We start from the raw sequence: 22,453 nt of genomic DNA, 5'->3' as shown, positions 1-22,453 counted from the left end.
CTCCTGCGTCACGGCTGGTCCTGTGTCACGGCTGGCCCTGGAGGGTGAAGAGCGACTGGATGGCGACGGCGGCCGCGCCGCGGGCCCACTGCTCGAACGGGCGGGGCCGCAGGACGAGCCGGCACTCGGCGGCGGCGCCGAACGCCTGCTCGGTGAAGCCCCGCCGGATCTGCTCCTCGAACAGGTCGTAGGCCGCCAGCCCCTGCACGTCGCCGGTCACGATGATCCGCTCGGGGCCGACGAGGTTGGCCATGGCGGCCACGGCCAGGCCGATGGCGTGCCCGGCGCGGGCGAACACCTCGCGCGCCACGGGGTCGCCGGCGTGGGCCAGCTCGATCGCGCCGTCGACGGTGAGCGCGGCGTCGCCGGTCGCGGACCTGACGGCCGCCAGGATGGGCGCGGTCCCGGCGATGGCCTCGACGCAGCCCCGCCCGCCGCAGTGGCACGCGGGCTCGTCACCGCCGACCGGCACGTGGCCGATCTCACCCGCGACGCCGTGCGACCCGGCCACCACGCGGTCGTTGACCACCAGCCCGCACCCTATGCCGGCCCCCACCGTGACCAGCGCGAACGACGACGCCCCGATGCCCTCGCCGAACCACTGCTCGGCCACGGTGAGCGACTTGACGTCGTTCTCGACGGTCACGGTCAGGCCGGTGGCCTCGGCGGTCATCCGGGCCAGCGGCACCTGGCGCCAGGTGAGGAACGGCGAGTAGCGCACCACGCCGCGGGCCTTGTCGACGTCGCCGGACACGGCCAGGCCGAGCGCGTGGCACCGCTCCCGGTAGGCGGGGCGGGCGTCGAGCAGCTCGGACACCAGCGCGGCGATCTCGGCCGCCACCTCCTCGGCGGAGGCCGTGCGCAGGGGCCGGTGGGCCGACTCCAGGACCTGGGCGCGCAGGTCGGTGACCACGCCGATGAGCTCGTCGTCGGTGATCTTCACACCGGCGAAGAACTGCCGGTCGGGCCTGATGGCCAGCGGGCTTGCCGGCCGCCCCGCGCCGGGGCCGGGCCGCTCGGTCGCCTGGAGCTCCTCCAGGTAGCCCGCCTCGATGAACGGGCGGGCGGCCTTGGTGACCGCGGCGGACGACAGGCCGGTCCGCCGGGCGATCTCCACGCGGGACACCGGCCCCTGCGTGAGGACCATGGTGAACACGGTGGCCGACGCGGGGGTGGTGAGCGGTGCGAGCATGACGCAAATTAACTTCGTTAGGAAAGGAATTGTCAAGCGGCGGCATCCGCCCCTTGTCCGCCTGCGCCACGTCCCCGGACGCGGGTGTCACGGTGCCGCGCGCCACGATCCGGCGCGGCACGTTCGCCGGCGGCTCCACGCCACCGTCCGGCACGCGCCTGGGCGGGGATGTCAGCCCAGCGAGCGCAGGCCGCGGAGGGTGATCTCGGTGGCGACCATGGCCGCATCCAGCGCCTGGTCCATGGACTCGCCCCGCTCGACGCTGGCCATGACCGCCAGCTTGGCCGCGCCCGCGAACGCGCCCACCGCCGCGGCCGCCTCCACCGGGCTCAGCCGCCCGCGGTAGGACTCGTGGAGCGCCCGCGCCAGCTGGAGCTGGCTGGTGTAGAGCAGGTGGAGGGCGCGCGCCTGGAGGGCCGGGACCGTCATCATGAGCCGGATCCGCAGCGGCGTCTCCTCCACGGCGTAGTTCTCGTCCCCGGCGGCGTGGGCCAGGGCGTCCCGCGCGATCCGCGTCAGCAGGTCGGGCAGCGGCTCGTCCGGCGCCCGGTCCCGCACGGCCGCGGTCGTGCGCTCCATGCGGCTCTCCATGTCGTGGAAGATCACGTCTTCCTTGCTCGCGAAGTAGCTGAAGAACGTGCGCGTCGACACGTCGGCCTCCGCCGCGATCTCCGCGAGCGTGGTCTCCTCGTAGCCCTTCTCGGCGAACAGCCGGAGCGCGGCCTCGATCAGCGCCCGGCGCGTGCGCTGCTTCTTGCGCTCCCGGATTCCCGCCATGGCGGAACTGTACTGCACGCATTTTAGTTTTTCATCCGTTGAAAGTTTGCATTCGTTGATGTTTTGTGGAGGGTGACTCGAAAGGAGCCCACAGATGTCCGAGCTGACCATGTCCACCGACCGCGAACGCCCCTTCGACCCTCCCGACCTCCTCGCCGAGCTGGGCGGGGAGGCGCCTCTCCACCCCCTGACGTTCGCCGACGGGCACGAGGGCTGGCTGGCCACCGGCTACACCGCCGTGCGCGCCATCCTCGCCGACCCCCGCTTCGGCAACCGGCCCGAGCACATCCACCCCACCCTCCCGGCCCGCGCGGCCGTCGCCAAGGAACTGCGGGAGAACGCGTTCGTGCCGCCCGGGTTCTTCCTGCGCATGGACGCGCCCGAGCACACGCGCTACCGCAAGCTGCTCACCGGCCAGTTCACCGTCCGCCGGATGAAGCAGCTCGAACCCCGCATCGAGGAGATCACCCACGCCCGCCTCGACGCCATGGAGGCCGTGGGCAAGCCTGCCGACCTGGTGGAGCAGTTCGCGCTGCCCATCCCGTCGCTGGTGATCTGCGAGCTGCTCGGCGTGCCGTACGAGGACAGGGAGCGCTTCCAGCGCGACTCGAGAGCGCTGCTCGCGCTGGAGAGCGGGGCGGCGGAGGTCATGGACGCCATGGCCAGCATGACGTCCTACCTCGGCGAGCTCGTCCGGCGCCGGCGCGCCGAGCCGCGCGACGACCTGATCAGCGGCCTCGCCCAGGGCGGGGAGCTGGCCGACGACGAGCTGACCGGCGTCGCGTTCCTGCTGCTCGTGGCGGGGCACGAGACGACCGCCAACATGCTCGGGCTCGGCACGTACGCGCTGCTGCGCAACCCCGACCAGCTCGCCGCGATGCGCGACGACCCCTCCGTGGTGGACAACGGCGTCGAGGAGCTGCTGCGCTACCTCACGATCATCCATGTCGGCCCGATCCGCACCGCGCTGGAGGACGTCGAGGTGGAGGGCGCCGTCATCGCGAAGGGCCAGGCGGTCGCCCTGTGCCTGCCGGTCGCCAATCGCGACGCCGCCCGCTTCCCCGGCGGCGATACGCTCGACGTGACTCGGCCCGCCGGCGGCCATCTGACCTTCGGGCACGGCATCCACCAGTGCCTCGGGCAGCAGCTCGCCCGGATCGAGATGCGCATCGGCTACCCGGCGCTGCTGCGCCGCTTCCCAGGTCTGCGCCTGGCCGTGCCGCCGGAGGAGGTGCCGATGCGGACGGACATGAGCATCTACGGGGTGCACCGCCTCCCCGTCACGTGGTAGGGAGATCATCATGGAGATCAAGGCAGACACGACGGTGTGCATCGGGGCGGGCATGTGCGCGCTCACGGTGCCCCAGGTCTTCGACCAGAGCGACGAGGACGGCACGGTGGTCCTCCTGGAGACGGCTCCACCCGAGGAGCTGGAGGAGGCGGTCAGGCGCGCGGTGACCCTGTGCCCGTCGGGGGCGCTGTCGGTCACGTCCTGACGCCCCGCGAGGGGTGCGTCCGGAGCCCCTTTTCGTCATGCCGATCGAACCTGTGTTCTGAAACGGGTTGACACCGAGCGTGATCGAATTTATGTTCGACGTAGTGACGTGAGGCTCGCGGCTCACGTCGGAGGACCTGGTCGCGGGCCACGCTTCCCCCAAGCGGGACCCGCGGTCAGGCTCCACGGGCGAAGGGCGTGTCCTCGTCGTCGGCGGAGACGAGTCGGGGCGCGTCCTGGCCGGACGGGGAGAGGGGAAGCTTCTCGTCCGGCTCGCCCGGCGGAATTGTCGGTGGCGCCTGCGATTCTGGCTTCACCGGTGGTGACGCCGGCAGCCGCCCACGACCCCAAGGAGGCGTGCACATGGCACCACGGTCTAGAGACCCGCAGGGTCCCAGGCTGTCGCCCGCCGTTCGGGCGCACCTGACGGATTCCCGTTCCTGCCTGGCGGAGGCGACGGTCGCGCGCACCCCGGCATCCCGATATGTGGCGGCACACCTGGCGGCGCTCCGAGCGGCCGCCGCGATCCTGGCCGCCCGGCCCCGGCCGATGGAGGGCCGCAGGCGCCGCCTGCGCAGCGCGTGGGAGCTGCTGCCCGAGGCGGAGCCCGAGCTCGCCGAGTGGGCCGCCTACTTCGAGGTGAGCGCCGCCAAGCGCGCCGCCGCCGAGGCCGGCATGGTCCGCGGCGTCTCCGCGGCCGACGCCGACGAGCTGTTGTCCGAGGCCGACACCTTTGTGACGCGAGTGGAGGAGATCCTGGGGGTCCCTACCCAACCCCAGTTGCCCGTCGACGTTCCTTTGGCCGGGTGACCCGCCGCCGCACCCCACCACCCCAGGGCCCGACCCTCTTCTAGCGCCCTCGCGACCGGGCTCCACGGGCTTCCATCGGCCGCGCCCCGCCCTACCGGCCAACTGGCAACCCCACCGGGGCGCCTCCCCGCGCGTCACCAGGCACGCCCACGTGCGCGTTCAGGCTCACTGGCACCGTTCAGGCTGAGTTGGCGCCGGCCAGGCTCACCGGCACCGTTCAGGTGGATTCGCACCGGCCAGTCTCACGGGGCCGGGCACGCCCGCGCCCAGCGTCCCGGTCCGACGGCGAGCCGACGCCCCCTCGCGGCGCGATTCGCCTCGCCCTGTCACATCCGGGGCCTTCATATGTGGCGCCCATCCCGCACAGGCACGCGGCCTCCAGGCGCACGCAGCCCCACGTGCACGCCCGGAAGCGCCGGGGCCCCTCACGGGCGCGCCAGAAGCGCAAGCAGCCCGCACGCGGCCTCCCGTCGCACGCAGCATCCCAGTGCGCGCCCGAGTACTCACAGCCCCACGGGCACGCTCGGAACCGCAGGCAAGCCCACTGGCACGCCCAGAAACGCAGGCAATCCCCGAAGCGCACGCAAGCCGTACGTCACAACGGGGCCCGGACATGCCTGAGGGGCGCGCAGTGCGGTGCGCGCCCCTCAGGTGAGAACATCGCCCCCGGCGAAGCGGCCGGGACGGGAGCGAGCCGACCGAGCGGGAGCCGGCCAGGCATGTGCCGATCGGGCGGGAGCCGGTCGGGCGGAAGCCGGTGGGGCCGGGTGCCGGTGGGGCCGGGCCCCGGCCCGGGCGGGTCAGAACGACTCGACCGCCCGGCGGGCCTCCGCGTCGAGGACGCCCCAGCTGATGAGCTCCTCCGTCAGCTCGCTGGGCGACTTGTCATAGATGACGGCCAGGGAGCGCAGATCCTCCTGGCGGATCGACAGCACCTTGCCGTTGTAGTCGCCGCGCTGGCTCTGGATGGTGGCGGCGTAGCGGGCGAGCGCTCCGGCCTTCTCCTTGGGCAGCGTGGCCAGCCGCTCCAGGTCGATCACAAGCTTCGGGGTCGGCCCGAGCGGGCTGGGCGCGGCACCGCCCGGCAGGAGCTCGGAGACGGGCACCCCGTAGAAGTCGGCAAGCTCGGCAAGCTTCTGCACCGTGACCGCGCGGTCGCCACGCTCGTACGAGCCCACGACCACGGCCTTCCACCTGCCACGCGACTTCTCCTCGACCCCGTGCAGGGACAGACCCTGCTGGGTGCGGATGGCGCGCAGTCGTGCACCCAGCGACTTTGCGTACTCAGACGGCATCGTGTGGCCCCCCGGCTCTCGTATGTATCGCTATCAGTAGATTGTGCTCCCTCACGGTGAACGCCGAAGCCACCGGGGGTCTGGTGCCGAATCCGGCACCATCGGTAGCCATGGCCTTGGGTTTACCCCCAAAACGCCGCGAGGTGTGGTTACGCACAGTGACGGTAAAGGGGAGGACGCCTAAGGTCAAGCTGATTGGAAAAAAGATGCCGAATCCGATCCGGGAGGCTACGCCACATTAGTCCCAGTTGTCCCGGCAATAACGGTACTTCGTCACGATTTGTCGAGTACGAGTTTTCCGTTTCACGGCTGTCGAGTGAGGATCATCACAGGGCACGTGGCCGCCCGGACGATCTTGACTGAGGTGTCGCCGAGGAAGACCCGGCGCAGCGGGCCGCCCGTGCTCGACGCGCACAGGAGCAGCTCCCCGCCCACCCACGACGTGGTGGCGAGCGCCTGGGCCACGTTCCGTCCCTCCAGCACCTCGACCTCCACCTCCAGCCGCCGCCGGTGGCCCCGGGCCGCCGCCCTGAGGTCGGCCGCCGTCTGGTCGCGCAGCCGTTCCAGCATCCGCTCCTCGATCTCGACCCGCCTGCCGCTGCTGACGACCAGCGTCACCAGCCGCAGCGGCACCTCCAGAGCGGCCGCCGCCCGGGCGGCCGAGACGACCGCCGCGTCGGCGGACGGGCCGCGCCGGTAGGCGACCGTGATGCGCTCGAAGGCGCCCGGCGGCTCGTCCGCGAAGCCGCGCGGGGCCAGCAGCACCGGCACAGAGGAGGAGTGGAGGAGCTGGTCGGCGGTGCTGCCGATCTCGATGCGGCCCTTGCCGCCGCCCGGCGCCGAGCCGATCACGACGACGTCGGCCCCGCGCCTGCGGGCCAGCTCCACCAGCCCGCGTCCGCTGCCCTTGTGCATGTGGATCACGTAGTCGGCGTCGTCGCCCGCGATCTGCCGGGCCTGGGTGAGCGTGCTCTCGGCCTGCTCCTCCAGGTAGGCGCGCCAGGCGGTCTCCTCCGCCCGCGCCGGTCCGGGCGTGGTCCAGGCCGGCGGCTGCACGGTCGCCACCGTGAGGCGGGCCCCGGCCTGCTTGGCCAGGAGCGCGGCCAGGACGATCCCGTCGCGGCCCCTCGGCTCGGGAATGGCTCCGGCGAGAATGTTGTCGAACCGCATCAGACCACCTCGGCGTTCAGCCGCGACTTGCGGAAGCCGTACAGGAAGTATCCGGCCAGGCCGACCAGCATCCACAGCCCGAAGGCGATCCACGTGATGCCCGCGAGCCCGGCCATCACGATGGCGCAGAAGATCGCCCCGAGCACCGGCGTGACCGGGAAGAACGGCGTGCGGAAGCTGCGGGGCAGCTCGGGGCTGCGGTAGCGGAGGACGAGGACGCCGACGTTCACGATGAGGAACGCGAACAGCGTGCCGATGCTGGTGGCCTCCGCGAGCTGCCCGAGCGGGACCAACCCGGCGAGCACCGAGATGAACGCCGCGACGATCAGTGTGTTGGCGACCGGCACCTGGTGGCGCGGGTTGACCTTCTGGAACACGTGGGGGATGAGCCCGTCGCGGGACATGGCGAACAGGATGCGGGTCTGGCCGTAGATGACGGTCAGCACGACGCTGGCGATCGCGATGACCGCGCCGAAGGAGATGATGATCCCGGCCCAGGTGGAGCCGGTGGCGAGGTTGGCCACCTGCGCCAGGCTCGCCTCGGTGCTCTCCGGGTCGAACTGGGTCCACGGCATGGCGCCCACCGCGGCGGTGGCGACGAGCACGTACAGGACGGTCACGATGACCAGCGAAAAGATGATCGCCAGCGGCAGGTCGCGCCTGGGGTTCTTGGCCTCCTCGCCGGCCGTGGAGGCGGCGTCGAAGCCGATGTAGGAGAAGAACACCTGAGAGGCGGCGGCGGTGATGCCGGCCACGCCCAGCGGCGCGAACGGCGTGAAGTTCTGCGCCTGGAACGCCGAGAACGCCACCACGCAGAAGAACGCCAGCACGATGACCTTGATGATGACGAACACGGCGTTGGCCGTGGCGCTCTCGGAGGCCCCGTACAGCAGCACCCAGGTGGCCAGCAGGACGATGAGGATGGCGGGCAGGTTGATGACGCCGCCGTCCTGGCCGGGCGAGCCGATGATCGCGGCGGGCAGCTCCCACCCGAACAGGCCGTGCAGGAACGAGTTGAGGTACTGCCCCCAGCCGACGGCCACCGCCGCCACCGAGACGGCGTACTCCAGCATGAGGCACCAGCCGCACACCCAGGCGATCAGCTCGCCCAGCGTCGCGTACGCGTAGGAGTAGGACGAGCCGGACACCGGGATGGTCCCGGCGAGTTCGGCGTACGACAGCGCCGAGAACAGGGCGGTCACGGCGGCGAGCACGAACGACAGCACCACCGCCGGACCGGCCTTGGGCACGGCCTGGCCGAGGATGACGAAGATGCCCGTGCCGAGCGTGGCGCCGACGCTGAAGAGCGTGAGCTGCCACAGGGACATGGTGCGGCGCAGCTCGCCGCCCTCGCCCCGGCCGCCCTCCGCGACGATCTGCGCGGTCGGCTTGGTGCGGAAGAGCCGTTGGGCCAGTGTCACCGGGAACCTCCTTCGGACGTGGAGCCGGGCCTGGAGCCGCGCCTAGAGCGTGCTCGTCAGGGGCCAGCGGGCGTTGGGCGTGACGATGGTGCCCGCGGAGCCCTCCAGGATCTGCTCCGCCTGGTCGAGCCGGCCGATGGCGGCCATGTCGCCCGTCGTCTCGACGAACCTGCACACGGCCTCGACCTTCGGCCCCATGGAGCCGGCCGGGAAGTCGAGGGCGCGCAGCTCATGGGGGGTGGTGTGGCCGATCTCGCTCTGCCCGGGGGTGCCGAAGCCGCGCATGACGCGCGGCACGTCGGTGAGGATGAGGAACGCGTCGCACTCGAGCGCCTCGGCCAGCATCGAGGCGGTCGCGTCCTTGTCGATGACGGCCTCGACGCCCGACAGCCGGCCGTGCTCGTCGCGGATGACCGGCACGCCGCCGCCGCCCGCGCAGATCACGACGACCTCCTCGCGCAGCAGCCGGCGGATGAGCCGGGTCTCCACGACGCGCTGCGGCGTGGGCGAGGGGACGACGCGCCGCCAGTAGTCGCCGTCCTGCTTGACGGTCCAGCCGTACTCGGCGGCCAGCTTCCCCGCCTCCTCGCGGTCGTAGACCTGGCCGACGAACTTGGTCGGGTCGTCGAAGGCCGGGTCGACCGCCGACACCAGCGTCTGCGTGACCATGGCGAGGACCTGGCGGCCGGGCAGCGCGTTCTGCAGGGCCTGCAGCATCCAGTAACCGATCATGCCCTGGGTCTGCGCGCCGAGCGCGTCGAAGGGGTACGGCCTGGTCAAATGGTGGTCGGCGGCGCTCTCCAGGGCGAGCAGGCCGATCTGGGGGCCGTTCCCGTGCGTGATGACCAGCTCGTGCCGCTCGGCCAGCTTGGCCAGCGTCCGCACGGACGAGGCCACGTTGGCGACCTGCGTGTGCGCGTCCGGCTGCTGCTGCCGCTGGAGCACCGCGTTGCCGCCCAGCGCGACGATGACCCGCATCCGATCCCTCCCCTGCCGTCCTGCTCAGATGCCGTGCTTCTCAGATGCTGCTCAGATGCCGTCGCGCTCGATCGGGCAGCTCATGCAGCGGGGGCCGCCGCGGCCCCGGCCGAGCTCGCTGCCGCGGATCGTGACGACCTCGATGCCGTTGTCGCGCAGGAAGTTGTTGGTCGTGGTGTTGCGCTCGTAGGCGATGACCACGCCGGGCTCGACGGCCAGCGCGTTGCAGCCGTCGTCCCACTGCTCGCGCTCGGCGGCGTAGACGTCCTGCGTGGGCGTGAGCACCTTGATGTCGTCGAGGCCGAGCGCGCGGCCGATGGCGCGGTGCATGTCCTCGGGCGGATGGTCGGTGACCTTCAGCTCCTTCTCGGTGTCGCCCGGCTCGATCGTGTACGACGGCAGCATGCCGAGCCCGGCGTACTTGGTGAACACGCCCACGTCCACCATGGTCATGACGGTGTCGAGGTGCATGAAGGCGCGCGCCTTCGGCATGTCGAGCGCCACGATCGTGTGCACCGACCCGGCCTGGAACAGCCGCTGCGCGAACATCTCGACGGCCTGCGGCCGGGTGCGCTCGCTCATCCCGACGAGCACGGCGCCGCGGCCGATGACGAGCACGTCCCCGCCCTCCAGCGTGGCCGGCGCGATCGCGTGGCCGGGCAGCCAGACGTGGAAGCCGCCCTTCTGCGGCTTGCCGAAACCGTCGGCGAACGTGGGATGGAACTGGTAGACGGCCTCCATGTTCACGGTCTCGCGCATGCGGGCCTTCTTGCGCATCGCGTTGATGGAGACGCCGTCGTACACCCAGCAGGAGGTGTCGCGGGTGAACAGGTGGTTGGGCAGCGGGGGCAGGACGAAGCCGTCGTCGGGCAGCGCGTGGTAGGCCACCGACTTGGGGTCGCAGCCCAGCTCCGCCAGCTCCCGCTTGGTGATGCCGCCCGTCAGGTACGTCTGCAGGATCTCGGAGTCCATCGCGTCGAGCGTGTTGCGCACGTCGTCCACCGCCAGCGGGCCCATGAACCGCTCGTCCACGATCGCGTCGAGGATGTGCTTGCGGGCCTCGGGGATCTCGACGGTCTCCCGCAACAGGTCGGCCAGGATGTGCACCTCGACGCCTCGGCGGCGCAGCGCCTGCTGGAACTCCTCGTGCTCCTCCATCGCCCGCTGCACCCACAGGACGTCGTCGAACAGGAAATCGTCCTTGTTGGTGGGCGTGAGCCGCTTGAGGGCCAGGTCTGGCTTGTGCAGCAGCACCTGGCGGAGCCTGCCCACCTCGGAATCGACATGGAACGTCATTGTCTGTCTATCCCCCGAGGAGCGCGTGTCACGCGGGCGGGGTCCCCCCGTTGTGGCTGGTAGCCCCTGGTACTGTGTGTGCGACCAACACCCTTTAAGACCCGTCCCGTGAGGCGGGAAAGGTGGTGAATCTCCCATGTCCGAATCCAGGGCCGTCCTCGAGGGCCCGGACATCCATCGGGCGCTGACCCGCATCGCGCACGAGATCCTCGAGCGCACCAAGGGCGCCGGCGAGGTCGTCCTCCTCGGCATCCCGACCCGCGGCGCCACCCTGGCCCGCCGGCTCGGCGACCGCATCGAGCAGTTCGAAGGGGTCAAGATCCCCGTCGGCTCGATCGACATCACGATGTACCGCGACGACCTGCGGCTCAAGCCCGCCCGCCCGCTCGGCCACACCGAGCTGCCCCCTGACGGCGTCGACGGCAAGACCGTCGTGCTGGTCGACGACGTCCTCTACTCCGGCCGCACCGTGCGCGCCGCCCTCGACGCGCTCAACGACCTCGGCCGGCCGACCTCGGTGCAGCTCGCCACGCTGGTCGACCGGGGACACCGGGAGCTGCCGATCCGCGCCGACTACGTCGGCAAGAACCTGCCGACCGCGAAGAGCGAGAAGGTCAAGGTCTACCTGGAGGAGATCGACGGGCGCGAGGCCGTGCTGCTCATCAAGGAGGACGCCAAGTGAACCGCCACCTCATCTCCGCCGGCGACCTCACCAAGGACGACGCGCTGCTCATCCTCGACACCGCCGAGGAGCTGGCGAGGGTCTCGGAACGTTCCATCAAGAAGCTGCCCACGCTGCGCGGGCGCACGGTGGTCAACCTGTTCTTCGAGGACTCCACCCGTACGCGCATCTCGTTCGAGGCCGCGGCCAAGCGCCTGTCGGCCGACGTGATCAACTTCTCGGCCAAGGGGTCCAGCGTCTCCAAGGGCGAGTCGCTCAAGGACACCGCGCTCACCCTGGAGGCCATGGGCGCCGACGCGGTCGTCATCCGGCACGGCTCCTCGGGCGCGCCGCACCGCCTGGCCACCTGGGTGCGCGGCAGTGTCGTCAACGCCGGCGACGGCACCCACGAGCACCCCACGCAGGCGCTGCTCGACGCGTTCTCGATGCGCCGCCGCCTGGGCGGCCTCGACGGGCGCCGCATCACGATCGTCGGCGACGTCCTGCACAGCCGGGTCGCCCGCTCCAACGTGCTGCTGCTGGCCACGCTCGGCGCCGACGTCACGCTGGTCGCGCCGCCCACGCTGCTGCCGGTCTCGGTCGGCACCTGGCCGTGCGAGGTCTCGTACGACCTCGACGCGGTGCTGCCGAAGTCCGACGCGGTGATGATGCTGCGCGTGCAGAAGGAGCGGATGAACGCCGCCTACTTCCCGAGCGAGCGCGAGTACTCCCGCCGCTACGGCCTCGACCGCGACCGGTTCGCCAAGATGCCCGACGACGCCATCGTGATGCACCCCGGCCCGATGAACCGGGGCATGGAGATCGCCGCCGAGGTGGCCGACTCCCCGCGCTCGACCATCGTCGAGCAGGTCGCCAACGGTGTGACCATCCGCATGGCCGTCCTGTACCTGCTGCTCGGGGGAGAGACCGTAGCATGATCATCCGAAATGTGCGGGTTCTCGGCGGAGAGCCCGTGGACATCCGCGTCGAGGACGGCCTCATCGCCGAGATCGGCCCGGGCCTGACCGGCGGCGCCGGTGACGAGGTCGTCGACGGCGGCGGCGCGATCGCCCTGCCCGGCCTCGTCGACCTGCACACCCACCTGCGCGAGCCCGGCCGGGAGGACGCCGAGACGGTGCTGACCGGCACCCAGGCCGCCGCCCGCGGCGGCTACACCGCCGTCCACGCCATGGCCAACACCTCGCCCGTCGCCGACACCGCCGGCGTGGTCGAGCAGGTGTGGCGGCTCGGCCGCGAGCACGGCCGCTGCGACGTGCAGCCGGTCGGCGCCGTCACCGTGGGCCTGGAGGGCCGTCAGCTCGCCGAGCTCGGCGCGATGGCCGACTCCGCGGCCCAGGTCCGGGTCTTCTCCGACGACGGCAAGTGCGTCAGCGACGCCGTGCTCATGCGGCGCGCCCTGGAGTACGTCAAGGCGTTCGACGGCGTCGTCGCCCAGCACGCCCAGGAGCCGCGGCTGACCGAGGGCGCCCAGATGAACGAGGGCGTCGTCTCCGGCCGGCTCGGCCTGACCGGCTGGCCCGCGGTCGCGGAGGAGGCGATCATCGCCCGCGACTGCCTGCTGGCCGCGCACGTCGGCTCCCGCCTGCACGTGTGCCACGTCTCCACCGCCGGCTCGGTGGAGATCATCCGCTGGGCCAAGTCCAAGGGCTGGAACGTCACGGCCGAGGTGACCCCGCACCACCTGCTCCTCACCGACGACCTCGTCGAGGACTCCCCGGTGGGCGCCTACAACCCCATCTACAAGGTCAACCCGCCGCTGCGCACCCGCGCCGACGTGGAGGCGCTGCGGGCCGCGCTGGCCGACGGCACGATCGACGTCGTCGCCACCGACCACGCCCCCCACCCGGTCGAGGACAAGGAGACCGAGTGGTCGGCCGCGGCCATGGGCATGATCGGCCTGGAGACGGTGCTCAGCGTGGTCCAGGAGGCCATGGTCGACACCGGGCTGCTCGACTGGGCCGGCGTCGCCGAGCGCATGTCGGCCGCCCCGGCGCGGATCGGCCGCCTGCCCGGCCACGGCTGTCCCCTGGAGGCGGGCGCCCCGGCCAACATCACCCTCTACGACCCGTCCGCCCGCACCCCGGTCGACCCGGCGGCCTACGCCTCCAAGAGCAGGAACACGCCGTACGAGGGCATGACGCTGCCCGGCCGGGTGGTGGCGACGTTCCTGCGCGGCACGCCCACCGTCCTCGAAGGGAAGTTGACGTGACACAAGCGGTGCTCGTACTGGAAGACGGCCGTGTCTTCCACGGGACCCCCTACGGCGCCGAGGGCGAGACGTTCGGCGAGATGGTCTTCAACACCGGCATGACCGGCTACCAGGAGACCCTGACCGACCCGTCCTACCATCGGCAGATCGTCGCCATGACGGCCCCGCACATCGGCAACACCGGCGTCAACGACGAGGACCCGGAGTCGGGCCGCGTCTGGGTGGCCGGCTACGTCGTGCGCGAGCCGTCCCGCGTCGTCTCCAACTGGCGGGCCAACCGCTCGCTCGACGACTACCTCAAGGAGCAGGGCGTCGTCGGCATCGCCATCCCCGGCACCCGCGCCCTGACCCGCCACCTGCGCGAGCGCGGCGCCATGCGCGCCGGCATCTTCACCGCGCCGGCCGAGCCGGTGGAGGCCCTGGTCGAGCGCGTGCGCCAGGCGCCCGCCATGGAGGGCGCCGACCTGGCCGCCGAGGTGGCCACCGCCGAGCCGTACGTCGTTCCGGCCATCGGCGCCAAGCGGTACACGGTCGCTGCCGTCGACCTCGGCATCAAGGGCATGACCCCGCACCGCATGGCCGAGCGCGGCTGCGAGGTGCACGTGCTGCCCGCCACCGCCACGGCCGAGCAGATCCTCGGTCTGAATCCTGACGGCGTGTTCTTCTCCAACGGCCCCGGCGACCCGGCCACGGCCGACGTCGAGCCGCTGCGCGAGGTCCTGTCGAGCGGCACCCCGTTCTTCGGCATCTGCTTCGGAAACCAGCTGTTCGGCCGGGCCCTGGGCCTGTCCACGTACAAGCTGCGCTACGGCCACCGCGGGGTCAACCAGCCCGTCCAGGACGTGCGCACGGGCAAGGTGGAGATCTCCGCGCACAACCACGGGTTCGCCGTGGACGCGCCGCTCGACGGGCCCTTCGACACGCTGTTCGGCCGGGCCGAGGTCAGCCACGTCAATCTCAACGACCGCTGCGTGGAGGGCCTGCGGCTGCTCGACGGCCGCGCCTTCAGCGTCCAGTACCACCCGGAGGCCGCGGCCGGCCCCCACGACGCCGCCTATCTCTTCGACGAGTTCTGCGAGGTCATGAACCGTGCCCAAGCGTGAGGACATCAGGTCGGTCCTGGTGATCGGCTCCGGGCCGATCGTCATCGGGCAGGCGTGCGAGTTCGACTATTCCGGCACCCAGGCCTGCCGCGTGCTGCGGGCCGAGGGGTTCCGGGTGATCCTGGTCAACAGCAACCCGGCGACGATCATGACGGACCCGGAGTTCGCCGACGCCACGTACGTCGAGCCGATCACCCCCGAGTACGTCGAGAAGATCATCGCCAAGGAGCGGCCGGACGCGCTGCTGCCGACGCTGGGCGGCCAGACCGCGCTCAACACCGCGGTCGCGCTGCACGAGTCGGGCGTGCTGGAGCGCTACGAGGTCGAGCTGATCGGCGCCGACTTCGACGCCATCCAGGCCGGCGAGAACCGCGAGCGGTTCAAGGAGATCGTCGCCAAGGTCGCCCGCGAGCACGGCCTCAACGCCGAGTCGGCCCGCTCGGTCATCTGCCACACCATGGACGAGTGCCTGGCCGCCGTGGGCGAGCTGGGCTACCCGCTGGTGGTGCGGCCGTCGTTCACCATGGGCGGCGTGGGCTCCGGCTTCGCCTACGACGAGAGCGACCTGCGGCGCATCGCCGGCGCGGGCCTCGACGCGTCCCCGACCACCGAGGTGCTCCTGGAGGAGTCGATCCTCGGCTGGAAGGAGTACGAGCTGGAGGTCATGCGCGACAAGGCCGACAACGTCGTCATCGTGTGCTCCATCGAGAACATCGACCCGATGGGCGTCCACACCGGCGACAGCGTCACCGTCGCGCCCGCGCTGACCCTGACCGACCGCGAGTACCAGAACATGCGCGACGTGGCCATCGCGGTCATCCGCGAGGTCGGCGTCGACACCGGCGGCTGCAACATCCAGTTCGCGGTGGACCCGCGCACCGGCCGCATGATCGTCATCGAGATGAACCCGCGCGTGTCGCGCTCGTCCGCGCTGGCCTCCAAGGCGACCGGCTTCCCCATCGCGAAGATCGCCGCCAAGCTGGCCATCGGCTACACGCTCGACGAGATCCCCAACGACATCACCCGCGAGACCCCGGCGTCCTTCGAGCCGACGCTCGACTACATCGTGGTCAAGGTGCCGCGCTTCGCCTTCGAGAAGTTCCGCGGCGCCGACCGGACCCTGACCACCCACATGAAGTCGGTGGGCGAGGCCATGGCCATCGGCCGCTCCTTCCCCGAGGCGCTGCAGAAGGCGCTGCGGTCGCTGGAGAAGTCCCACTCGTCGTTCTCCTGGGCGCCCGGCGACGAGGTGGCGCCCAAGGAGGAGCTGCTGGCCGAGTGCCGCGTCCCGCACGACGGCCGGCTGCGCACCATGCAGCAGGCCATCCGGGCCGGCGCCACCGCCGAGGAGCTCTACACGGCGACCAACGTCGACCCGTGGTTCATCGACCAGCTCTTCCTGCTGCACGAGGAGGCCGCCGCGCTCGGCGAGGCTCCCGAGCTGACCCCCGGCGTGCTGGAGCGGGCCAAGCGCCACGGTTTCAGCGACGCGCAGATCGGCGAGATCCGCGGCGTCGGCGAGGCCCGCGTGCGCGACCTGCGCCACGCCCTCGGCGTCCGCCCGGTCTACAACACGGTCGACACGTGCGCCGCCGAGTTCGCCGCCAAGACCCCGTACCTCTACTCGACCTACGACGAGGAGAGCGAGGTCCCGACCGGCGAGCGGGAGAAGGTCATCATCCTCGGCTCAGGCCCCAACCGCATCGGGCAGGGCATCGAGTTCGACTACGCGTGCGTGCACGCCTCGTTCGAGCTGTCGCGGGCCGGGTTCGAGACCGTCATGGTCAACTGCAACCCCGAGACCGTCTCGACCGACTACGACACCTCCGACCGGCTCTACTTCGAGCCGCTCACCCTGGAGGACGTCCTGGAGGTCGTCCACGCCGAGCAGCAGACCGGCCCCGTCGTGGGCGTCATCGTGCAGCTCGGCGGGCAGACGCCGCTCGGCCTGGCCCAGGCGCTCAAGGACGCGGGCGTGCCCGTCGTCGGCACCACGCCCGAGTCGATCCACCTGGCCGAGGAGCGGGGCGCGTTCGGCCGCGTGCTGGCCGAGGCCGGGCTGCCCGCGCCCAAGCACGGCACCGCCACCACCGTCGCCGGGGCGCTGGCCGTGGCCGCCGAGATCGGCTACCCCGTGCTCGTGCGGCCCTCGTACGTGCTGGGCGGCGCCGGCATGGCCATCGTCTACGACGACGAGACGCTGAGCGGATACATGGCGGCCCAGGAGGGCGGCCACCCGGTGCTGGTCGACAAGTTCCTCGACGAGGCCATCGAGATCGACGTGGACGCGCTGTACGACGGCGAGGAGCTCTACCTCGGCGGCGTCATGGAGCACATCGAGGAGGCCGGCATCCACTCCGGCGACTCGGCGTGCGCCCTGCCGCCCATCACGCTCGGCAGCCACGACATCAAGCGCATCCGCTCCGCCACCGAGGACATCGCCCGCGGCGTCGGCGTGCGCGGCCTGCTCAACGTCCAGTACGCGATGTCGGCCGGCGTCCTGTACGTCCTGGAGGCCAACCCGCGCGCCAGCCGCACGGTGCCGTTCGTGTCCAAGGCGACCGCGGTGCCGCTGGCCAAGGCGGCGGCCCGGGTGATGCTCGGCACCCCGATCGCCGAGCTGCGCGCGGAGGGCATGCTGCCCGCCACCGGCGACGGCGGCACGCTGCCGATGGAGGCGTCCATCGCGGTCAAGGAGGCGGTGCTGCCCTTCAACCGCTTCCGTGGCGTCGACATCGTGCTCGGGCCGGAGATGCGCTCCACCGGCGAGGTCATGGGCATCGACGAGTTCTTCGGCGTCGCCTACGCCAAGTCCCAGGCCGGCGCCTACGGCGAGCTGCCCACCAAGGGACGCGCGTTCGTGTCCGTGGCCAACCGCGACAAGCGTGCGATGATCTTCCCGGTGCGGGCGCTGGCCGACCTCGGCTTCGAGATCCTCGCCACCGAGGGCACGGCCGAGGTGCTGCGCCGCAACGGCGTCCATGCCAAGATCGTGCGCAAGCACAGCGAGGGGCCCGGGCCCGGAGGTGAGCCGACGATCGTGCAGTGCATCCTCGACGGCGAGGTCGACCTGATCGTCAACACGCCGTTCGGCAGCCCGGGACAGTCCGGCCCGCGCCTCGACGGCTACGACATCCGCACCGCCGCGGTGCTGCGCGGCGTCCCGTGCATCACCACGGTCTCGGGACTCGCGGCGGCCGCCGCGGGCATCCAGGCCATCGTGCGGGGCGATGTGGGCGTACGGTCCCTCCAGGAGCACGCGCAGGCGCTGCGGGGCTAGCACGGCCCCGGGGCGCCCCCACGGGAGGTGAAGGAGACTGGCCGGCACTCCGGTGCAGGTGACGGGCACGGTGCTGACGACGCGCCGGGTCGACGCCTACCATGCGCTGACGGTGGTGGCGCCCGGCATCGCCGAGCGTCACCGGCCCGGCCACTTCGTGTCCGTCGCCGTGGGCGGGCTCCGCACGTCCATGATCACCCGGCGCGCCTTCACCGTCCACGACGTCAAGCCCGACTACGGCGGCACGGTGGAGCTCGTCTTCACCGTGCGCGGCCCGGGTACGGCCTGGCTGGCCGAGCGGCGCGCCCGCGACACGCTCGACCTCGTCGGGCCGCTCGGCCGGCCGTTCCCGCTGCCGCGCGACCCGGTCCACTGCGTGCTCGTCGGCGACGAGTACGGCGCGGCGGTGCTGTTCCCGGTGGCCGACGCCCTCATGGAGCGCGGCTGCCGGGTCGACTTCCTGCTCGGCGGGGCGAGCGCCGACCGCGTGTTCGGCGCCATGCGCGCCCGGCGCATGGCCGCCACCACCACGCTCACGACCGAGGACGGCTCGCTCGGGCTGCGCGGCAGGGTCACCGACGCGCTGCCGTCGGTGATCGCCGACACCCGGGCCGACGCCGTCTACGCCTGCGGCCCCATGGACACGCTGCGGTCGGTCACGGCGGTGGCGATGGAGTTCGACATCCCGGTGCAGGTGGCGGTGGAGGAGTCGATGGCCTGCGGGATCGGGGTCTGCATGACGTGCGTGCTGCCGGTCATCGGGGACGACGGGGTGACCCGCATGGTCCGCGCCTGCGCCGAGGGACCGGTGTTCCGTGGGGAGCGGGTGCGGTTCGAGGACGTCGGAACGATCCCGTTCGACGCCCTGGGCGCGCCCGGAGGCGGTACGCGCCATGCCGTCTGACGCCTCGTGCACCCGCGGGCCGGGGTGAGCTGACATGCCCGTCGACATGCGCACGTTCCTCGCGCACGTGGAGCTCGCCAACCCCGTCACCACGGCCGCCGGCTGCGCCGCCTCCGGCCGCGAGCTGGCCCAGTTCTTCGACCTGCACCGGCTGGGCGCCCTGACCACCCGCTCCATCACCATGGCGCCGCGCGCCGGCCGCCCCACGCCGCGCATGGCCGAGACCGCCTCCGGCATGCTCAACGCCGTCGGCCTCCAGGGACCCGGCATCGACGCCTTCCTCGAACGCGAGCTGCCCTGGCTCGCCCAGCGCGGCATCAGGACCATCGTGTCCATCGGCGGCGGCACCGTCGCCGAGTACTCCGAGCTGGCCCGCAGGCTCGCCGACGCGCCCGGCGTCACCGCGCTCGAGGTCAACCTGTCGTGCCCCAACATCGAGGACCGCGGCCGGGTCTTCGCCCGCGAGGGGGGCGCCGCGGCCGAGGTGATCGCCTCGGTGCGCTCCATCATGCGCTACGACGTCCCGGTGGTGGCCAAGCTGGCCCCGGACGTGGCCGACATCGTGGCCGTCGCCCGCGCCTGCGTGGACGCCGGGGCCGACGCGCTGTCCATGATCAACAATCCGCTCGGCATGGCCATCGACACCATGGCGCTGCGGCCGTCGCTGGCCGCCGTGACCGGAGGGCTGTCGGGCCCCGCCATCCTGCCGCTGGCCGTACGGTGCGTGTGGCAGGTCCACGCCGCGCTGCCCGGGGTGCCGCTGATCGGCGTCGGCGGCGTCATGAGCGGCGACGACGCCTTCCAGCTCATCCTGGCGGGCGCGTGCGCCGTCGGCGTGGGCACGGCGCTGTTCCACGACCCGTACGCGTGCCTGCGCATCGAGCGCGAGCTGGAGGACCTGCTCCAGGCGCGCGGCTTCCAGCGGCTGGCCGACGCCGTCGGCCTGGCCCACCGCCCGCCGGGGAGCGCCCCCCGGCACCTGCTCGTCGACTCTGAGGAGAGCTCCCCGTGACGCCCGCACCCATCGCCGTCGCCCTCGACGCCCCTGACCTGGAGACCGCCGCCCGCTGGGCCGGGCTGGTGACCCCGCACGTCAGCACCGTCAAGGTGGGCCTGGAGCTGTACCTGCGCTACGGGCCGGACGTCATCGCCTCCGTGCGCGGAGCGAGCGGCGTCCGCGTCTTCCTCGACCTGAAGCTGCACGACATCCCCAACACGGTCGCCGGGGCCGCCAAGGCCGTCTCCCGCCTGCGCCCGGCCATCCTGACCGTCCACGCCACGGGCGGCCCCAGGATGATCCAGGCGGCCGTGGAGGCCGCCCCGCACACGCAGATCGCCTCCGTGACCGTTCTCACCTCGCTCAGCGAGGCCGACCTGGCCCGCATCGGCCTGGAGGGCCCGGCGGACGACGCGGTGCGCCGCCTCGCGGCCATGTCGGTCGAGGCGGGCGCCACGGCCCTCGTGTGCAGCCCCAACGAGGTCGCCGCCGTCCGGGCGGAGGTGGGGCCGGGCATCACCCTCATCACGCCGGGGGTGCGGCCCGCGGGGGCCGACGTCCAGGACCAGGCCCGGGTCGCCACGCCGGAGCAGGCGCTGGCGGACGGCGCGGACCTGCTGGTGATCGGCCGCCCCATCACGGCCGCCCCGGACCCGGGCGCCGCCGCCGCCTCCATCGCCGCCGCCCTCCGCCGCACCACCCCCTCCTGACCGCACGCCCCCGCGCCCCCGGAGGGCGGTCCGTACCGCCGGCGACCCTTGCTGGGCCTGCGTGGTCTCCGCGTCGCCCGGCGGGCCCTCCAGGGCCGTCTGTGGCGTGCTGGGGATCAATGTCCCCGCAGCCCGCCTGGGTCACTGCGGCCCCGGCCACGAGCCCGCCAGGCCGTACGCCGCGCAAGCCGCGGGTGTCCCGTGCCCCGCGCCCGAGGGCATCGGAGCCGTACCAGGGCGTACGCCGCGCCAGGGCAGGGCCTCGCCGCACGAGCCCCGCGTGCCGTCCCCGAGGGCGCCGGGAGTCGTACCGAGTGCGTCCCCCGGAAGCGTTCGCGGCGCCGACCGCGAGCCCCGACGGTCGCCGCCCCGCCGGCGGCAGGCCGCGCCGCGAGATGCGGCCTGCCGGACGTCGCGCACCCGCGTGGACCCGGGTCACGCACGGAGGCGTGACAGGGCCGCGCGGAGCCGTCGTCCCCTGGGCCGGGGAGCGTCCCCACGAACAAGATCAAATCATGGCACAAGCCTCACGGCATCGCGACTCCGACAGGTTTGGGACGCCGTTCGACGTGGGGTTTCGGACACCGGGATCGCCAAGAATGTGATCATCGTCCCCTTTGGTGCCAGACCTCCCAAGCGTCGGAAGAAGCGGGAAGTGAAGACGATTTCGTCAGCGCACCGTAGTGCCACAGGCACGCAAAGTGACGAAGTTGACTTTGTCGGGGGAGAAACTGGCCTTGGCGTTGCTAAGGGGCTGATGACCAGCTAGTTTCCCTTGCCGTCCGAGTACGTCGACAAGAAATTCGAGGTGACCCGGCGTGGCTCTTCCTCCCCTGACCCCTGAGCAGCGCGCCGCAGCCCTGGAGAAGGCTGCCAAGGCCCGTAAAGAGCGTGCCGAGGTCAAGAACCGGCTCAAGCACGGCGCGGTTTCTCTGGCTGAGGTGCTCAAGGATGGGCAGACCGACGACGTCATCGGCAAGATGAAGGTCTCGGCTCTGTTGGAATCGCTCCCCGGCGTGGGCAAGGTCCGCGCCAAGCAGCTCATGGAGCGGCTCGCCATCGCCGAGTCCCGCCGCGTGCGGGGTCTCGGCGCGAACCAGAGGGCTTCCCTCGAGCGCGAGTTCGGTGGCAACGAGAGCTAGTCTCTGTTCCACACGAAAGCGCAGGTTCGACGGGGGGTAGGAAGGTGACCGAGAGGTCCTGGTCCGGCGATGCAAGGGCCCACGAGGCGGTCCGCGCCGGGACGAAGGTCGACTTCCTCCCCTCCGGTGACAGACGTCTGACGGTCCTGTCAGGGCCGTCGGGCGTCGGCAAGTCCACGGTCGTCGCCGAGATCCGGCGGGCACACCCCGAGGTGTGGCTGTCGGTCTCGGTGACCACCCGCAGGCCCCGGCCCGGCGAGGTGCACGGGGTCCACTACTTCTTCGTCGACGGTCCCGAGTTCGACCGGCTCGTCGAGACCGGCGAGCTGCTGGAGTGGGCGGAGTTCGCGGGCAACCGCTACGGCACGCCGCGCGCGGCCGTGCTGGAGAGGCTCGCCGCGGGCGTCCCCACGCTGCTGGAGATCGACCTGGAGGGCGCCAGGCAGGTACGGCGGAGCATGCCGGACGCGCTGCTGGTGTTCCTCGCCCCGCCCAGCTGGGAGGAGCTCGAGAAGCGGCTGCGCGGCCGCGGCACCGAGCCCGAGGACGTCATCGCCCGCCGCCTGGAGGCCGGCCGGGTCGAGATGGCGGCCGAGAAGGAGTTCGACCTCACCCTGGTGAACACGGATGTCCAAGACGTGTGCCATCGGCTGATAGATTTGATGACCGACCCTCTGGGGGTCACGACAACCACCAACCGAGAGGTCTGACAATCGTGGCAGGCACGGCTCCGGTCGCCGAGGGCATCACCAACCCGCCGATCGACGCGCTGCTCGACATCGTCGACAGCAAGTACTCCCTGGTGATCATGGGTGCCAAGCGCGCCCGCCAGATCAACGCCTACTACTCGCAGCTCGGCGAGGGCCTGCTCGAGTACGTCGGCCCGCTGGTCGAGACGCACGCCCAGGAGAAGCCCCTGTCCATCGCGCTGCGCGAGGTCTCCGAGGGCCTGCTCAACGCCGAGCCCATCGAAGGCGCGGTCTGACCCCTTC

Annotated in this window: 21 protein-coding genes; 14 read left to right on the top strand and 7 right to left on the bottom strand. The window is 71.8% G+C overall.

The window, feature by feature from the left end; translation table 11 throughout:
* Nucleotides 1–25 precede the first annotated feature (25 nt).
* Together AB0H64_RS22825 and AB0H64_RS22820 are read right to left on the bottom strand one after the other, a co-directional pair.
* On the bottom strand, nt 26–1,192 hold the full coding sequence (locus AB0H64_RS22825) for an ROK family transcriptional regulator (protein WP_357627678.1): 1,167 nt from the start codon (nt 1,190–1,192) through the stop codon (nt 26–28).
* A gap of 171 nt (nt 1,193–1,363) precedes the next feature.
* Complete coding sequence (locus AB0H64_RS22820; protein WP_357627675.1) at nt 1,364–1,969, bottom strand: helix-turn-helix domain-containing protein; 606 nt, start codon at nt 1,967–1,969, stop codon at nt 1,364–1,366.
* Between the two features lie 94 nt (nt 1,970–2,063).
* On the opposite strand from AB0H64_RS22820, the gene AB0H64_RS22815 reads away from it, so the two are divergent.
* The 3 genes from AB0H64_RS22815 (at nt 2,064) to AB0H64_RS22805 (ending at nt 4,274) form a co-directional block, all read left to right on the top strand.
* Entirely contained in the window at nt 2,064–3,260 is a 1,197-nt protein-coding gene (locus tag AB0H64_RS22815; RefSeq protein ID WP_357627672.1) for a cytochrome P450, read from the top strand.
* Nucleotides 3,261–3,270: 10 nt separating this feature from the next.
* Entirely contained in the window at nt 3,271–3,465 is a 195-nt protein-coding gene (locus AB0H64_RS22810) for a (4Fe-4S)-binding protein (RefSeq protein WP_357627670.1), read from the top strand.
* 362 nt (nt 3,466–3,827) lie between these two features.
* Entirely contained in the window at nt 3,828–4,274 is a 447-nt protein-coding gene (locus AB0H64_RS22805; RefSeq protein ID WP_355447126.1) for an SAV_6107 family HEPN domain-containing protein, read from the top strand.
* 800 nt (nt 4,275–5,074) lie between these two features.
* Here AB0H64_RS22805 and AB0H64_RS22800 read toward each other — a convergent pair.
* The 5 genes from AB0H64_RS22800 to AB0H64_RS22780 form a co-directional block, all read right to left on the bottom strand.
* A complete protein-coding gene (locus tag AB0H64_RS22800) occupies nt 5,075–5,569 on the bottom strand; it encodes a transcriptional regulator (protein WP_026214021.1) in 495 nt (164 codons plus the stop codon).
* A gap of 303 nt (nt 5,570–5,872) precedes the next feature.
* A complete protein-coding gene (locus tag AB0H64_RS22795) occupies nt 5,873–6,739 on the bottom strand; it encodes a universal stress protein (protein WP_357627667.1) in 867 nt (288 codons plus the stop codon).
* Nucleotides 6,739–8,160: an amino acid permease gene (locus AB0H64_RS22790; protein ID WP_357627664.1), complete on the bottom strand. Its 1,422-nt coding sequence runs from the start codon at nt 8,158–8,160 to the stop codon at nt 6,739–6,741. The genes AB0H64_RS22795 and AB0H64_RS22790 overlap by 1 nt, the downstream gene beginning before the upstream one ends.
* Before the next feature lie 42 nt (nt 8,161–8,202).
* Nucleotides 8,203–9,138 carry a carbamate kinase gene (gene arcC, locus AB0H64_RS22785; protein ID WP_357627661.1) on the bottom strand — a complete coding sequence of 312 codons (936 nt, stop codon included), beginning with the start codon at nt 9,136–9,138 and terminating at the stop codon, nt 8,203–8,205.
* A 51-nt stretch (nt 9,139–9,189) separates the two neighbouring features.
* Entirely contained in the window at nt 9,190–10,434 is a 1,245-nt protein-coding gene (locus AB0H64_RS22780; RefSeq protein ID WP_357627659.1) for an arginine deiminase, read from the bottom strand.
* Between the two features lie 136 nt (nt 10,435–10,570).
* Between AB0H64_RS22780 and pyrR the strand changes: the two genes are divergently transcribed.
* From pyrR to rpoZ, 11 genes are all read left to right on the top strand, one after another.
* Nucleotides 10,571–11,116, top strand: a complete 546-nt coding sequence (pyrR, locus tag AB0H64_RS22775) for a bifunctional pyr operon transcriptional regulator/uracil phosphoribosyltransferase PyrR (protein ID WP_310714340.1) — start codon at nt 10,571–10,573, stop codon at nt 11,114–11,116.
* Nucleotides 11,113–12,033, top strand: a complete 921-nt coding sequence (locus AB0H64_RS22770) for an aspartate carbamoyltransferase catalytic subunit (protein WP_310714342.1) — start codon at nt 11,113–11,115, stop codon at nt 12,031–12,033. Before pyrR ends, AB0H64_RS22770 begins: the two co-directional genes overlap by 4 nt.
* A complete protein-coding gene (locus AB0H64_RS22765) occupies nt 12,030–13,325 on the top strand; it encodes a dihydroorotase (protein WP_357627654.1) in 1,296 nt (431 codons plus the stop codon). Before AB0H64_RS22770 ends, AB0H64_RS22765 begins: the two co-directional genes overlap by 4 nt.
* Nucleotides 13,322–14,428, top strand: coding sequence for a glutamine-hydrolyzing carbamoyl-phosphate synthase small subunit (gene carA, locus AB0H64_RS22760; protein WP_357627652.1), 1,107 nt, complete (start codon nt 13,322–13,324; stop codon nt 14,426–14,428). Before AB0H64_RS22765 ends, carA begins: the two co-directional genes overlap by 4 nt.
* A complete protein-coding gene (gene carB / locus AB0H64_RS22755; protein WP_357627650.1) occupies nt 14,415–17,708 on the top strand; it encodes a carbamoyl-phosphate synthase large subunit in 3,294 nt (1,097 codons plus the stop codon). Before carA ends, carB begins: the two co-directional genes overlap by 14 nt.
* Nucleotides 17,709–17,760: 52 nt before the next feature.
* Nucleotides 17,761–18,612, top strand: coding sequence for a dihydroorotate dehydrogenase electron transfer subunit (locus AB0H64_RS22750; protein WP_357627647.1), 852 nt, complete (start codon nt 17,761–17,763; stop codon nt 18,610–18,612).
* Nucleotides 18,613–18,646: 34 nt separating this feature from the next.
* Nucleotides 18,647–19,624 (top strand): dihydroorotate dehydrogenase, encoded by a 978-nt coding sequence (locus AB0H64_RS22745; RefSeq protein ID WP_357627644.1) that lies wholly within the window; start codon nt 18,647–18,649, stop codon nt 19,622–19,624.
* A complete protein-coding gene (pyrF, locus tag AB0H64_RS22740; protein WP_357627641.1) occupies nt 19,621–20,319 on the top strand; it encodes an orotidine-5'-phosphate decarboxylase in 699 nt (232 codons plus the stop codon). The genes AB0H64_RS22745 and pyrF overlap by 4 nt, the downstream gene beginning before the upstream one ends.
* A gap of 818 nt (nt 20,320–21,137) precedes the next feature.
* A complete protein-coding gene (mihF, locus tag AB0H64_RS22735; RefSeq protein WP_020541698.1) occupies nt 21,138–21,461 on the top strand; it encodes an integration host factor, actinobacterial type in 324 nt (107 codons plus the stop codon).
* Nucleotides 21,462–21,598: 137 nt separating this feature from the next.
* A complete protein-coding gene (gmk, locus tag AB0H64_RS22730) occupies nt 21,599–22,171 on the top strand; it encodes a guanylate kinase (protein WP_357627937.1) in 573 nt (190 codons plus the stop codon).
* A 5-nt stretch (nt 22,172–22,176) separates the two neighbouring features.
* Nucleotides 22,177–22,446 (top strand): DNA-directed RNA polymerase subunit omega, encoded by a 270-nt coding sequence (gene rpoZ, locus AB0H64_RS22725; RefSeq protein ID WP_310714360.1) that lies wholly within the window; start codon nt 22,177–22,179, stop codon nt 22,444–22,446.
* Nucleotides 22,447–22,453: the final 7 nt, after the last annotated feature.

The organism is Nonomuraea sp. NPDC050733, assembly GCF_040654215.1.
Classification (GTDB): Bacteria; Actinomycetota; Actinomycetes; order Streptosporangiales; family Streptosporangiaceae; genus Nonomuraea.
Note: the sequence above shows the minus strand (reverse complement) of the source record. Positions and strands in the feature narration are given on the sequence as shown.